General features: G+C 72.7%; 11 protein-coding genes. All 11 read right to left on the minus strand.

The window, feature by feature from the left end:
* Positions 1–38: 38 nt before the first annotated feature.
* The 11 genes from moeZ to ACIO3R_RS08730 all read right to left on the minus strand — a co-directional run bounded on the left by moeZ (position 39) and on the right by ACIO3R_RS08730 (position 13799).
* Entirely contained in the window at positions 39–1217 is a 1179-nt protein-coding gene (moeZ, locus tag ACIO3R_RS08680) for an adenylyltransferase/sulfurtransferase MoeZ (RefSeq protein ID WP_363031061.1), read from the minus strand.
* 85 nt (positions 1218–1302) lie between these two features.
* A complete protein-coding gene (locus ACIO3R_RS08685) occupies positions 1303–2145 on the minus strand; it encodes a spherulation-specific family 4 protein (RefSeq protein WP_385025385.1) in 843 nt (280 codons plus the stop codon).
* On the minus strand, positions 2133–3098 hold the full coding sequence (locus ACIO3R_RS08690; RefSeq protein ID WP_363031063.1) for an NAD-dependent epimerase/dehydratase family protein: 966 nt from the start codon (positions 3096–3098) through the stop codon (positions 2133–2135). The genes ACIO3R_RS08685 and ACIO3R_RS08690 overlap by 13 nt, the downstream gene beginning before the upstream one ends.
* 136 nt (positions 3099–3234) lie before the next feature.
* Positions 3235–4437, minus strand: a complete 1203-nt coding sequence (locus ACIO3R_RS08695) for a hypothetical protein (protein WP_385025421.1) — start codon at positions 4435–4437, stop codon at positions 3235–3237.
* A 238-nt stretch (positions 4438–4675) separates the two neighbouring features.
* Positions 4676–6505 carry a DUF3492 domain-containing protein gene (locus tag ACIO3R_RS08700; RefSeq protein ID WP_402104876.1) on the minus strand — a complete coding sequence of 610 codons (1830 nt, stop codon included), beginning with the start codon at positions 6503–6505 and terminating at the stop codon, positions 4676–4678.
* Positions 6506–6695: 190 nt separating this feature from the next.
* Positions 6696–8288, minus strand: coding sequence for a dipeptide ABC transporter ATP-binding protein (locus tag ACIO3R_RS08705; RefSeq protein ID WP_402104581.1), 1593 nt, complete (start codon positions 8286–8288; stop codon positions 6696–6698).
* A complete protein-coding gene (locus tag ACIO3R_RS08710) occupies positions 8285–9274 on the minus strand; it encodes an ABC transporter permease (protein WP_385025391.1) in 990 nt (329 codons plus the stop codon). Before ACIO3R_RS08710 ends, ACIO3R_RS08705 begins: the two co-directional genes overlap by 4 nt.
* Complete coding sequence (locus ACIO3R_RS08715) at positions 9271–10254, minus strand: ABC transporter permease (protein ID WP_402104584.1); 984 nt, start codon at positions 10252–10254, stop codon at positions 9271–9273. The genes ACIO3R_RS08710 and ACIO3R_RS08715 overlap by 4 nt, the downstream gene beginning before the upstream one ends.
* A gap of 2 nt (positions 10255–10256) precedes the next feature.
* On the minus strand, positions 10257–11984 hold the full coding sequence (locus ACIO3R_RS08720) for an ABC transporter substrate-binding protein (protein WP_385025394.1): 1728 nt from the start codon (positions 11982–11984) through the stop codon (positions 10257–10259).
* Between the two features lie 218 nt (positions 11985–12202).
* Entirely contained in the window at positions 12203–12298 is a 96-nt protein-coding gene (locus ACIO3R_RS08725; protein ID WP_323178015.1) for an Ms4533A family Cys-rich leader peptide, read from the minus strand.
* 157 nt (positions 12299–12455) lie between these two features.
* Entirely contained in the window at positions 12456–13799 is a 1344-nt protein-coding gene (locus tag ACIO3R_RS08730) for a DUF3152 domain-containing protein (RefSeq protein ID WP_402104587.1), read from the minus strand.
* Positions 13800–13804 lie beyond the last annotated feature (5 nt).

Genomic DNA, 13804 nt, shown 5'->3' on the forward strand with positions numbered 1-13804 from the left:
CCGGCTCGCATGATGCGGACCGGCCCCTTCGAAACGTTCTAGTACACCGGCTTCTCGGGCTCGATCTGGTTGACCCAGCCGATCACGCCGCCGCCGACGTGCACCGCGTCGGCGAAGCCCGCCGACTTGAGGACCGCGAGAACCTCGGCGCTGCGCACACCGGTCTTGCAGTGCAGGACGATGCGCTTGTCCTGCGGGAGGTCCTGGAGGGCGTTGCCCATCAGGAACTCGTTCTTCGGGATCAGCTTCGCACCGGGGATCGAGACGATCTCGTACTCGTTCGGCTCACGGACGTCGATGATCTCGATCTTCTCGTCCGCGTCGATCCACTCCTTGAGCTGCTTGGGAGTGATCGTGGAGCCGAGCGCCGCCTCCTGGGCCTCCTCGGACACGACGCCGCAGAAGGCCTCGTAGTCGATGAGCTCGGTGACGGTCGGGTTCTCGCCGCAGACCGCGCAGTCGGGGTCCTTGCGGACCTTGACCTGGCGGTACTGCATCTCCAGGGCGTCGTAGATCATCAGCCGGCCGACGAGCGGGTCGCCGATGCCGGCGAGCAGCTTGATGGCCTCGTTGACCTGGATGGAGCCGATGGACGCGCAGAGCACGCCCAGCACGCCGCCCTCGGCGCACGACGGAACCATGCCGGGGGGCGGCGGCTCCGGGTAGAGGCAGCGGTAGCAGGGACCGTGCTCGGACCAGAAGACGGACGCCTGGCCGTCGAACCGGTAGATCGAGCCCCAGACGTACGGCTTGTTCAGCAGCACCGCGGCATCGTTGACGAGATAGCGGGTGGCGAAGTTGTCCGTGCCGTCCACGATCAGGTCGTACTGGGCGAAGATGTCCATCACGTTCTCGGCTTCGAGCCGTTCCTCGTGAAGGACCACGTTCACCAGCGGGTTGATGCCCAGCACCGAGTCCTTGGCGGACTGGGCCTTGGACCGGCCGATGTCGGCCTGGCTGTGGATGATCTGGCGCTGCAGGTTCGACTCGTCGACCTCGTCGAACTCCACGATGCCGAGCGTTCCGACACCGGCGGCGGCCAGGTACATCAGAGCCGGCGAGCCGAGACCGCCGGCGCCCACACAGAGCACCTTCGCGTTCTTCAGCCGCTTCTGCCCGTCCATCCCGACATCGGGGATGATCAGGTGGCGGGAGTACCTGCGGACCTCGTCGACGGTGAGCTCAGCAGCTGGCTCGACCAGGGGTGGCAGCGACACAGGAACCTCAACAATGCAGGTGGTCGGTTTCTACGTACTTCGGCTACGTACGGTTGTTCTTGCCGTAACACTGCCACGCCCCCTCTCATTCCGAGATACCAGGTCCGATCCGCGAGACGATTTCGTCCCAGTACCTGGGCAGCGTCGCGAATGGGTCGGTTTGTCCGCACCTGTTCACCGGATCCGCCTCCCCGGTGCGGTCCGTGAAGAAGATCGTCCCGGCGCCCTGCCAGCGCGCGATGCGCATCGCCTCCTCCAGATGGCTGCGCGGGACGCCGTGCACGAAGTGCGCGAACCGGCCGGGCGGGTAGGCGGCGGTCCACTCCGCCACCTGCGACCAGCGGTAGTCCGTCCACGGGCCGCGGAAGGTGACGAGCTGGTCGGCGGCCTCGGCGTAGCCGGGATACGGATGGGTGTCGTGGCCGAGCACCAGGTGTCCGCCGTTCCGCGCGCTGTCGCTGTCCGCCAGGAGCGCGGCGAGCGTGCTGGTGAGGCGGCGGACCGCCGGGAGGCCGGGGCGCCCGGCCGGACACCGGTCGAGGTAGAAGCCGTCGACCCGGTACCAGTCCAGGTACGACCGGGCCTCGGAGATCAGCTCGCCGAAGGGCCGGTCGCCGAAGGCCAGATCGAGCCGGCCGAGCAGCCGGCCGGCCGAGGCGCGTACGGAGTCCGGCGCCCCCTCGCCGTGCGCGGCCCGTTCACGGGCGTTGCGGAGCCGGCCCGCGGCCTCCAGGCAGTGCGGGTCGGGGCGGGAGCCGGGGCCGTTGTCGATGTTGAGGACGGCCCAGTGCAGCGGGGTGCCGGGGCGTGCGAGCTCGGCCCATTCGGCGGGCGCGAGCAAGGGGTGCGCGCAGCCCGGGACGCCGAAGCCGAGCTGTTCCGCGCCGCTGGTCCTGCGGGCCGTGCCGGTACTGGTCAGATACGGCACGCCGCCTCCATCCAGATGTCGGCGAGGGACTCCTCCAGATTGATCCGGGGACGCCAGCCGAGCCGGTCCCTGGCCGTGCGGACATCCGCCTGCTGCCAGGCGCCGCAGCCGTCCGGGTAGGGCGACGGGGTGGCCGAGAGGTGCTCGATGACCGATTCGGTGGAGGTGCGGGGGGCGCCGATGGGCAGCCGGGCGGGGGGCGTGTCCAGCTCGTGGAGCGCGCCGGCGTATCCGGCGACCTTGGCGAGCACGGCGGCGGCGTCACGGAGCCGTACGGCCCGGCCGGTGCCGATGTTGACGACCCCCTGGGCGGCGGAGAGCGAGGCGGCGTGCACGGCGCGCGCGACGTCGCGCACATCGACGAAGTCGCGCTGCACGCCGAGGCCGCTGAGCTTCAGCTCACCGTCGCCGGACTGCATGGCACGGCGCATCGCCTCGGCGAGCCGGCCCAGCGGCGAACCGGCCGGGGTGCCGGGGCCGACCGGCGAGAAGACCCGCAGCACGACCGCGTCGAGGCCGGAGCCGAGGACGAGTTCGGTGGCGGCGAGCTTGCTGACGCCGTACGGGCCGCCGGGGCGCGGGATGGCGTCCTCCGCGGTGGACGAGCCCGGCTGGGACGGGCCGTACTCCGAGGAGCAGCCGACCTGGACCAGCCGGGCGGTGCAGCCGCTGCGCCGCATCGCCTCGCAGACGGTGGCGACGGCGACGGTGTTGTGGCGGGTCAGGTCGCGCGCCCCGCCGCGGGTGGCGCCCGCGCAGTTGACGACGACTCCGGGGTGGACGGCGTCCAGGAAGCGGGTGAGCGCTCCCGGGCTGCCGCTGGCGAGGTCGAACCGTACGTCGGCGTCGTCGCCGCGGCCGAGCGCCGTGAGATGGACGGCGGGGTCGGCGAGCAGCCGGTCGGCGACGAACCGGCCGAGGAATCCGTTGGCTCCGAGCAGCAGCACCCTCATCGCGTGCCCCCTGGGTGCCGACGGCGGGCTGCCGGTGCGAGGTATTGGGGGGTCATGTCCGGTGTCTCCTTGGGGCAGTTGCGTACGGTGCGGGAAGAGACCCGCGGCGTCGGCTCCGCGGGGGCTGTGGGGTGGGTCAGGCGGCGGTGTGGGCGGATGCTCGGGAGAGCGCGACGGTGGCGGTGGTCAGCAGGCCGAGCGCGGCCGCGCCGCAGGCCACGGCGGACACCGCTCCGGTGCCCCCCGCCGCCACGAGGGCGTCGACGGGCCGGGCGAGGGTGTGGAGGCCGGGCAGCCGCCCGGACAGGACCAGGGCGGGGGCCGCCGCCTCGACGGCGCAGGCGGCGGCGAGGCCGGTGGCGGCCGGTCCGGGGAAGCCGTGGACGGTGAGGAGCCGGGCCAGCAGGAGCAGTACCCCGAGGCCGGCGGCCCCGACCGGGACGCCGCCCCCGGTCCCGAGGCCGGCCAGGCAGAGCAGCCCGGTGACGGCGCAGAGGAAGAACGCGACGGCGCCGAACAGCAGGGGGCGCACGCCTGCCGCGAACTCCTCCAGTGCGCGGCTGCCGTTGAGTTTGCGGTGTGCGTGCAGGGAGAAGAGGTGTGCGCACCAGGCCGCGGGGGCGACCGCCACGGCGAGCCCGAGCAGCGGCGCCGGGGTGAGCGCCCAGGGGCCTTCCGGGCCGCCGCTCAGGACCTGGTGGAGCAGGGCCTCGCCGTACAGGGCGTAGCCGAGCAGCCAGCAGCCGTACAGGGTGGCGGCGCCGGCGGGGCGGCCGTCGGTGGAGAGCGGGCCGGTGCGCAGGGCGAGGGCGAGTCCGAGGAGCGCGAGGAGCGTGCCGCCGCTGGCGAGAGCGAGCCGCGCCCCGCCGCCGAGCACCCCGTCGGTGAGCCGGAGCGAGACGAGGGTCGCCAGGCAGGCAGCGCCCGGCAGCAGGGCCCGGAGCGACCATGCGGCGCGCGTCTGGATGTCGCGCGCCGGAGCGGAGACCGCTCCGACGGGCTCCCCCGCGACACCCGGTACCCGTGCGAAGAGTTCCTCTGCGAGCGAGAACACGTCGCGGTGCCGGTAGCGGGCCGCGGTGCGGTCGGTGACGCCGTGGGCCTCCAGCCCGGCGGCGATCTCCAGTGGATCGACGGCGCGCTCGCAGAGTTCGCGGTGCCGGTGCATGAGCGACTTCACGGGGTCGGCGGGGCCGCGCCGCCCGGTGCTGAGTCCGCGCGCCGCGGCGGCGGGCGTGATCTCGGGGGCGCGGGAGGAGTGCGTTCCGCGCTCCGGGGTGTCCTGTGGTGCCGTCCGCGCAGGGGTGTTCTCCGCGGCGACGGCCACCGGCCCGGCCATGGTCGGGGCGTCCGCCGGCGCGTTCTGCGGGGCGGCCGGCCCCCAGGACGGTACGGAGACGTCGACGGGCGGCGAACCGGAGACGAGCGCCCGCGAACGCGGGTCCCAGCCGCTGCCGGTCGCCGGTGTGCCGGGCACCTCGGTCGGGCGGCCCATCGTCGTTCCTCCGTGTTCCTCTGCGGGGGCGCCGGACGGCCCTGACCGGCCGGTACGGCGGCCGGGCCCGGCCGCTTCCTGGTCACGCATCGCCGTCCCCCGCTCCGCCGAGCGCCCCCGCGCAGACTCCGCGCCCGGCCCAGCTGGGTGTGCGCCCGGCCGGTTCCGGGGCGAGGGTCTCGCCGGGCTCCGGCCACAGGCCGAGGACGTGGGCCTCCGGCGGGGTGGCGAAGGGGCGCGGTCCGCCGTCCGCGTGCACCGTCATGGGCTCCCGGCGCACCGGTGCCCGAGCGATCAGCTCCAGGTAGATGCCGCGAAATGCCGCGAGGTTCTGTTCGACCGTGAAGAGTTCGAGGGCTCGGGCGCGGGCCGCCGAGCCCAGGCGCGCACGGCGCTCGGGGTCGCGCAGGAGCGCCAGGCAGGCGTCCGCGAGCGCCCGGGGATTGCGCGGGGGCACCACGAGCCCCGTCCCGCCGATGATCTCGACGACCGCTCCGACGTCCGTCGAGACCGTGGCCCGGCCGCAGAACATCGCCTCGACCAGGCTGATCGGGAAGCCCTCGACCACGCTGGAGAGCACCACGATCCCGCCGGCCGCGTACGCCTGGGCGAGGTCGGGGACCTCGGCCCCGCCGATGTCCTCGAAGGAGACGGGGTTGTCGCCGACGGCGTGCGGGCCGGCGGCCACGTCCGGGAACAGCTGGGCCGCGAGCGCCCGGCAGTGCGCAAGGTAGCCGGCGCCCTCCGTTCCCCGGGCCGCCGCGCCGATGATCCGCAGCCGGGCGTCCGGCTCGGCCCCGCGCACCTCCGCGAAGGCGTGCAGCAGGGCGACCAGGTCCTTGGCGGGCTCGATCCGGCCGACCCACACCAGGGTGTCCGGGCCGCCGTCGCCCTCGTTCTCGCCCAGCGCCGCGAACCGGCCGGACTCCATGCCGGGGTGGACCGTGCGCACCTTGGCGGGTTCCGCGCCGCAGCGCTCCTGCCAGCGGCGGGCGTGCGTATTGCCGGGGGTGATGAGCGCGGCCTGGCGGTACACCTCCGCGGCGAGCCGGCCGTGGAAGTTCGCGAGCAGGGCGCGCACCGGCGCACTGAGCGGCGTTCCGGCCGCCGCGAGGTAGTGCGACCGCAGGTGCACGGAGTGCTCGGTGACCAGCAGCGGCACGCCGAAGAAGCGTTTGGCCAGCAGGCCGGGCAGAGCGGCGGCGCCTCCCGAGGTGGCGTGGCAGAGGTCCACGGCACCGAGGCCCTCCTCGTCGTACCAGTCGAGGGAGAGCGGGCGGAGCACCCGGTCGAGCTCCGCCGCGAAGGCGAGGAGGTCGGGGACGGTGGCGGCCTGGACGGTGCGGCCGGTGCCGGGCGCACGGCAGGCCGCCTCCAGGATCCGTACCGCGGTCTCGGAGCGGAGCGCCGCGGGAAGTCCGCCGTGTTCGCAGGCAAGTTCGGCGAGACCGTAGAGGCCCTCGGTGAACCGCGTGTCCTCGGTGGCGGCGGCCCGGCCCCCGTCGCCGCGCGGCCCCCGGCCGGCGGGTTCGGAGCCGTCACCCCGCTCCGCGCCGGTCGCACCGGCGGCGCAGACCGCGGTCGCGAGGGCCGTGAAGTGGGTGGTGAAGCGCCGTCGTTCGCGCCGCCCGTAGGAGTGCGCGCCCCCACCGGACAGCAGTCGCGACAGCAGCCCCCTGGGGACGTGCAGGCCCAGGGTGTCCTCGTCGGCGGTCCACAGCGGCGCCGTCCGTACCCGGCTCACCTGGAGCGGGAGCTGGACCCAGCCGCGCGCCTCCTGTTCGGCGGTGCGGCTGAGCGCGAAGAGATCGAACTCGTGTTGCGCGAGCCCGCGCACCAGACGATCGCACCAGAGTCTGGACTCACCGGTCGCATACGGATAACCACCGTCGGTGAGGAGTCCGATCCGCACGAGCACACCCCCGATCTCCCTTGTGGGCGGCCACCGTTGGATCGGCGACTCGCAGCGGGACGACCGTAAGCGGATACGCCGGTGGCGCGACGGACGGTTGTCCGTCGCACCACCGAAAGGGGTGAACCGTCGTAACTTTCCCGCCCCCGTAGCGTTCCGTCGCGCTATAGAGGCGGTCGATTACTCAACGTCAGGCCGCGGCCGACTCCGCGCGGGCCGCGCGGCGGACCGCCGCGAGCGCCGGATCGAGCGCCGGCACGGCCGCCAGGAGCTGCTTGGTGTACGGGTCACGGGGGTCTCCGTACACCTGCTCCACCGGTCCCTCCTCGACGATCCGGCCGTGGCGCATGACGGCCACCCGGTCACTGACCTGGCGCACGACCGCGAGATCGTGCGCGATGAAGACCATCGCGAGTCCCAGTTCCTCCTGGAGCCCGGCCAGCAGCGCGGTCACCTGGGCCTGGGTCGTCACGTCGAGGGCGGAGACCGCCTCGTCGCAGACGATCAGCCTCGGTTCCGCGGCCAGCGCCCTTGCGATCCCGACGCGTTGGCGCTGTCCGCCGCTGAACTCGTGGGGATAGCGGTCGTACTGCTCCGGGTCGAGCCCGACGCGCTCCAGCAGGTCCCGGACGCGCGCCCTGATCGCGCCCTCGTCACGCTGCCCGCGCGCCCTCAACGGGTCCGCGACGGACTCGCCCACGGAACGGCGCGGGTTGAGCGAGGAGACCGGGTCCTGGAAGACCATCTGCACCCGGTCGACCCGGGTGAGACTGCCGGAGGTGGGCTCCAGCAGGCCGACGAGCATCCGTCCGAGGGTGGTCTTGCCGCTGCCGCTCTCCCCGACGACGCCGAGCGTCTCGCCGTGGCGGACGGTGAGGGAGACCCCGTCGACGGCGGTCAGAGCGGACTTTCCCCGGCCGAACACCTGCCGCACACCGTCGGCCTGGACAAGCACCTCCGCCTTGTCGAGGACCGCGCGCCCGGCGGCGTCGGCCGGGCCCCCCGGCTCCGGGGCGATGCGCGGCACCGCGGAGAGCAGCGCCTTGGTGTAGGGCTCGCGCGGGGCGCCGAGGACCTGGGCCACCGGCCCCCGTTCCACCGCGAGGCCGGAGCGCATCACCAGCACGTCGTCCACGGACTCCGCCGCCACGCCCACGTCATGGGTGACCAGCAGCAGCCCCATGCCCGTCTCGCGGCGCAGCTCGTGCAGCAGGTCCAGGATCTGGGCCTGGACGGTGACGTCCAGCGCGGTCGTCGGCTCGTCCGCGATCAGCAGCTCCGGCTCGCAGGCCAGCGCCATCGCGATCAGCGCCCGTTGCCGCATCCCGCCGGAGAACTCGTGCGGCCGGGAGCGGGAGCGGCGTACCGCGTCCGGGATGCCGACCCGGTCCAGCACCTCGACGGCCCTGGTCCGGGCCGCCCGCCGGGAGACCCAGTTGTGGACGCGGTACACCTGGGCGATCTGGTCCCCGACGGCGTAGTACGGGTCCAGCGAGGACAGCGGGTCCTGGAAGACCATCGCGGCCTTCGCCCCGCGCAGCCCGCGCAGCGCGGTGTCGTCGGCGGTGTGGACGTCCACACCGGCGACCCGGACCGAGCCGCCGACCTTGGCGCCGGTCCCCCGGTGCAGTCCGAGCAGGGCGTACGCGGAGGCGCTCTTGCCGGAGCCGGACTCGCCGACGACGCCGAGCGCGCCGCCCGCCTCCAGCGAGAACGACAGTCCGCGCACCGCGTGCACGTCGCCGAACGAGATCGAGAGATCGGTGACCTCGACGAGACTCATGACAGCACCACCCGTCGGTCGGCCATCGCCTGGAGGATGTCCGCGACGGCATTGGCGAGGACGACGAAGAACCCGGTGACGAGCACCAGACCGACGACGACCGGGAGGTCCACGTTCCGTACGGCTGCGACGAGTTCACGGCCGACGCCCGGGATCCCGAAGAGGGACTCGGTGAGCACGGCGCCGCCGAACATCGAGCCGATGTCCAGTGCGCCGAGCGCGATCACCGGCGCGAGCGCACCGCGCAGCGCGTGCCGTCCGACGATCACCCGCTCGCTGACCCCGTACGCCCTGAAGGTGCGCACATGGTCCTCGGCGAGCGTCTCCAGCATCGAGGCCCGGGTCATCCGGGCGTACGGGGCCGCGGAGACGAGGGCCAGGGAGACCCAGGGCAGCAGCAGGTTCCACGCCCACTGCTCCGGGTCCTCGGTGAAGGGGACGTAGTCCGGGAACGGCAGGATCTGGAGCGCCGTGACGCAGATGATGATGAGCAGCAGGCCGATCACGAAGACCGGTGTGGCCATGCCGGCCAGGGTGATCCCGGTGAGGACGCGCTCGGTGGCGCGGCCGCGCCGCCACACCGAGAGCACTCCGGTGCCGACCCCGAGCACCATCCACAGCACGAAGGCGCCGACGGCGAGCGAGGCGGTGGCCGGCAGCTTGGCGACGATCAGCTGGGTGACCTGCTGGCCGCTCTGGTACGAGAGTCCGAGGCAGGGGGCCTGGCAGTGCACCACTCCGGTCCCGGTGGAGTAGTCGCGGCCGGCGACCAGGCTCTGGAGGAAGTGCGCGTACTGCACGTACACCGGGTCGTCGAGCCGCAGTTGTTCGCTGACCTGGGCGACCTGCGCGGGCGAGCAGCGCGGGCCGCAGGCGATCTGCGCGACGTTGCCCGGTGCCACGTAGAACGCGGCGTAGACGACGAGACTGAGGGCGAGCAGGACGAAGAGCGCCCCGCCGAGGCGCCGCAGCAGGAACCACGTCATGCTCCCGCCTCCTTCTTGGCGCCGGTGCCGATCCGCAGCCGGGAGGCGGCGCGCGGGTCGAGCGCGGTGCGCACGCCCTCGCCGAGGACGGTGAGGGCCAGCACGGTGACGAAGAGCAGCCCGGCCGGGATCAGCAGATAGGTGGGCGCGGCCTGGTACCAGGTGTCGGCGTCGCTGAGCATCTGTCCCCAGGACGGTGTGGGCGGTTTGATGCCGACGCCGAGGAAGGACAGGGCGGCCTCGACGACGATGTTGGCGGGGAAGAGCAGGACGGCGTACGTGATGACGGGCGCCGCCAGCGCGGGCAGCAGTTCGCGCCGGGCGATCTGCCAGGACCCCCAGCCGCTGAGCCGGGCGGCCGCGACGTGGTCGAGGGATTTCAGCGCGAGCGTCTTGGCGCGCACGATCTTCGAGATGTGGGTCCAGCCGACCAGGCCGACGAGCAGCGCGATCAGCACCGGGCGCGGGAATCCGGCCGGGACGACGGCGAGGGCGCCGAGGGCGGCCACCATGACCGGCAGGGCGACCATGACATCGGTGATCCGGCTGAACACCTGGTCGACGAAGCGGTTGCCGAGACCGGCCGCGAGGCCGGTGAGGACGCCGATGACGACCTGGAGCACGGTCGCGCCGAGCGCGACGCCGAGCGAGACCCGGGCGCCGTACACGACGCGGGCGAAGAGGTCGCGTCCGGTGAGCGGTTCGACGCCGAGCCAGTGCTCGGCGCCGATCCCGCCGAAGGAGCCGAGCGGCACGCCGCCGGTTGCGGAGTCGACGAGATCCGGGTGGTACGTGGTGGGGTTCTGGCCCTCGATGCCCGCGAGCAGCGGTGCGGCGAGCGCGGTCAGGACCAGCAGGGCGACGACGACGGCGGCCACCAGGGCCGAGCGCCGGGTGCGCAGCCGACGCCAGAACGGATGGGCCCCGGAGGCGGGGGCCGCGACGGCCCCCGCCTCCTCGGCCGGCAGTGCTTCGGTCATCGCTACTTGACCGCGACCTGGGAGATGTCGAGCACACCGGTCCAGTCGCTGATCACGACGTTCTTCACGGACTCGCCGTACAGGCGCTTGTAGACCGGGTGGAACAGCGGCACGGTCAGTGCCTGCTCACCGACCTTCTTGTCGAGCGCGCCCCAGCGCTTGGCGGCGGCGCTCAGGTCGGTCAGCTTGTTGATCTCGTCGATCTCCTTGTTGACGGCGGAGTCGTCGAGCTGGGCGGAGTTGAAGTTGTAGCCGGCCTTGACGATCTGGCGTCCGTCGAAGATCGGGGCGAAGAAGGGGCCGCCGGAGGGCCAGTCGGCGCCCCAGCCGCCGAGGAAGAAGCCGGGCTCGGTCTTCACGTTGTAGACGGTGTCCGAGTAGGCGTTGGACTCCAGGCCCCGGAGCTTGACGGTGATCCCGGCCTTCTTCAGCGCCTCCTGGAGCGCGGTGGCGATCTCCGGGCTGGTCGCGAAGTTCTTCTCGTTGTTGTGCGTCAGGGTGACGGTCAGCCCCTTGGGGTAACCGGCCTCCTTCAGCAGTTCCTTCGCCTTGGCCGCGTTGCCCGTCCTGCCGGCCGGGAAGGCGTCGTACGGCGTGTAGCCGAACGAGGCCTGGTCGGGCAGGAAGGTGGTGGCGGGCTCGGCGAGCGAGGAGCCGCCCGCGGCGTTGACGACGGAGCTGCGGTCGACGGCGTAGGAGATCGCCTGGCGCACCTTCGGGTCGTCGAACGGCTTCACCTTCGGGTTGAAGGCGATGTAGTTGGTGTAGCCGAAGTGGCCGGTGCCGACCCGGGCCGCGAGCTTCTTGTCACCGCTGACCTTGGCGAGCTCGGCCGGGCCGAGGTTGGTGTCGGTGGTGACGGCGGCGGAGTCGGCGCCCTGCGAGGCGGACAGCCGCTGGTTGATGACGGCGGAGTCGAGCCCGGAGCGGACGTCGATCCGGTCGGGGTAGGCCTTGCGCTCCTCGTCGGTGGCGGCCGACCAGTGGGTGTTGCGCTCCAGGGTGAGGCGCTCGCCGTCGCCCTCGTTCTTGACGACCTTGTACGGGCCGGAGGAGAGCGGGTGCTCCTCGTACTTCGTGCCGGTGTCCTTGGCCTTCGGTACGGGAGTGGTCTGGGTCTGGGTGGCCAGGAAGGGGAACTCGCCCTCGGGCTTGTTGAGGTGGAAGACGATCGTCTTCGCGTCGGGCGTCTCGATCGAGTCGAGGCCCTTCTTGTCCTTGTACGGGCCCTGGTAGCCGGCCCCGCCGATCAGCCAGTCGCGCAGGTAGGGCGCGCCGCCGGACAGTTCGGCGGCGAAGGAGCGCTCGATGCCGTACTTGATGTCGGCGCTCGTGATCGCGCTGCCGTCCTCGTACTTGAGGTTGTCCTTGAGCGTGTACGTCCAGACGGTGGCGTTCTTGCTGGGCGTGCCCAGGTCGGTCGCCAGGTCGGGGACGACCTTCGAGCCGGCCGCGCCGTCCTCCCGGTTGCGGGTGGTGAGGGTGCGGAAGACGAGCGAGGGGACGTTGCCGCCGCCGGAGGTGTAGAGCCGGGCGGGGTCGAAGTCCTCCTGCGGGGCGCTGTTGAGGACGGTGAGCGTGCCGCCCTTCCGGGGCGCGCCCGCCGCGCCGGAGCTGCCGTCGCCGCCCTTGCTGCTGTCCTCGGGCCCGCAGGCCGCGGCGCCCGCGGCCACGACGAGTACTGCGGCGGCCGCTGCTGCGCGGCGCGATATGACGGACGGTTGACGCATCGGAAGGTGACCTCTCGGAGAACTGCCTGAATGAAGGAAACAGAAGCGAATCCGTGCAGGCGGCGACGAGGGGTAGGTGCACACGACCGGTCGGTACAGGGACCGGAACACTGGAACTGCCGCGCCTGCGGACGGAGTACGCCCGGTGCGGCAGCCGTGGAGGATCCGTCCGGGCCATCAGGCTCGGAGGAGGGGGCCGACGCGCACTCGGGCAGGCGTCAGCAACAGTCGACGTCGGCGACGCTGTGCCCGGTCACACCGATGAGCGCCAGCTCAATGGCGGCGCGATCGGAGGTGACGAGGCTGCGTGACATGCCGAGAAATATGGGCCGACGGCCTGCCCGATGTCAACGCGATATGAGACGACGGTCTCGCCATTCGGACAGATGCCCCGCGAGGCCGTCCCCGCGGGCCGGGACACCGGCCCGCGGCCGCCGGTCCCGCGACCGCTCGCGCGGACGCGGGCCCGCCTCAACCGGTCGGATACACCCAGGCGTTGGCGAGGCACTTGATGCCGTTGATATTCAGCGACTTGGTCTGCTGCTGCATCACCGGGGCGAGCTTGCCGGCCGTGCCGCAGCTCACATGGTTGTGCCCCAGCCGGTGGCCCACCTCGTGGTTGATCAGCATCTGGCGGTAGGAGTAGAGCTTGTCCGGCCCGAAGGTGGACGACCCCTGGGCCCAGCGATAGGCGTTGATCATCACGCGCTCGGTGGCGGCGGAGTCGCAGGAGACGTTGTCCTGCGTCGTGTCCAGCCCCGACTTCTCGCACCAGACACCGGTGGTTCCCGGACTGGCCAGCGTGATCACGAAATCCGGATCACCGGTGGAAATCCGTTCGAAGGTCATCTCGCCGTCGTGCGCCCAACTGCGTTCATCATTAAGGGTTTTCTGGACCGCCTCGGCAAAGAGGGCGGAGTCGAGCCCGAGCCCCTTCTCGACATCGATCCGGTAGCGGTGCGTGTGCCCCTTGCCCGGAGCCTTCGCCGCGCCGGGTACGACCTCGAATTCCCCCGAAGCCTTGAGCTTCGGCGCCAGCGGATAGGCCTTGGCCATTTTCTGCTCGTACGAAAGGGGCTTGACCGCCGCCTTGGGCGCGGGGGTCTTCCTGCTGTCGGAGCGGGAGGTGTCGTCGGTGCCGTCCCGGCCGACGCCCGCGGCCTGGGCGGCACCGCCGGTCCGGCGGTCGCTGTCGTGGGCCACCTGGCCCGCCACGATCACCGCGAGCACGGTGGTCACCGCGGCGGCCGCGATACCGGTGAAGGTGCGGCCCCTGCCGCCCCTGGAGTCCTTGGGCGCGCCGTCGCCACCGGCCGGCGGCTTCTCGCCCCGGTCACTGACGGGGCCGTCCGGACCGGTGGGAGCGGCCGGCTCCGGTGCCGGGCCACGAGACGGCCGGGCAGCCGGGGCGTCGAAGGCCTCGACGAACTCCTTGCGCGGTCCCGGTATCAGCGGCTTGGTGCCGGTCCCCTGCGCGTTCCGCGGTGCCCGCGGACGCGCGGGCGCCGACTCCTGGACACCGATGCGGCCGGGTCCGCCGCGCGGCGGACCCGGCCGCTCCATCGGCCCGGTGCCCCAGCCACCACCGGGTTCACGCTGTTCGGGGTGGCCGCCGCGCACCTGGGGCGTGCCCTGGAACGGGGTGTGGCCGTCGGTGCCCGGTGGCACCTCGCCCGGCCTTCTGCGCCGGCCGTTGCCGGGCGCGGGCCCGGCGCCCTCGCGCTCGGCACCCTCGCCCGGGACGCCCGCGTCCGCCGGGGCGGTCCCGGCCTCGGGCGCCTTGGGCGCAGCGCCTTTTCGACTGTGTCGTCCCACGCCCC

Source organism: Streptomyces sp. NPDC087428, assembly GCF_044744085.1.
Lineage (GTDB): Bacteria > Actinomycetota > Actinomycetes > Streptomycetales > Streptomycetaceae > Streptomyces.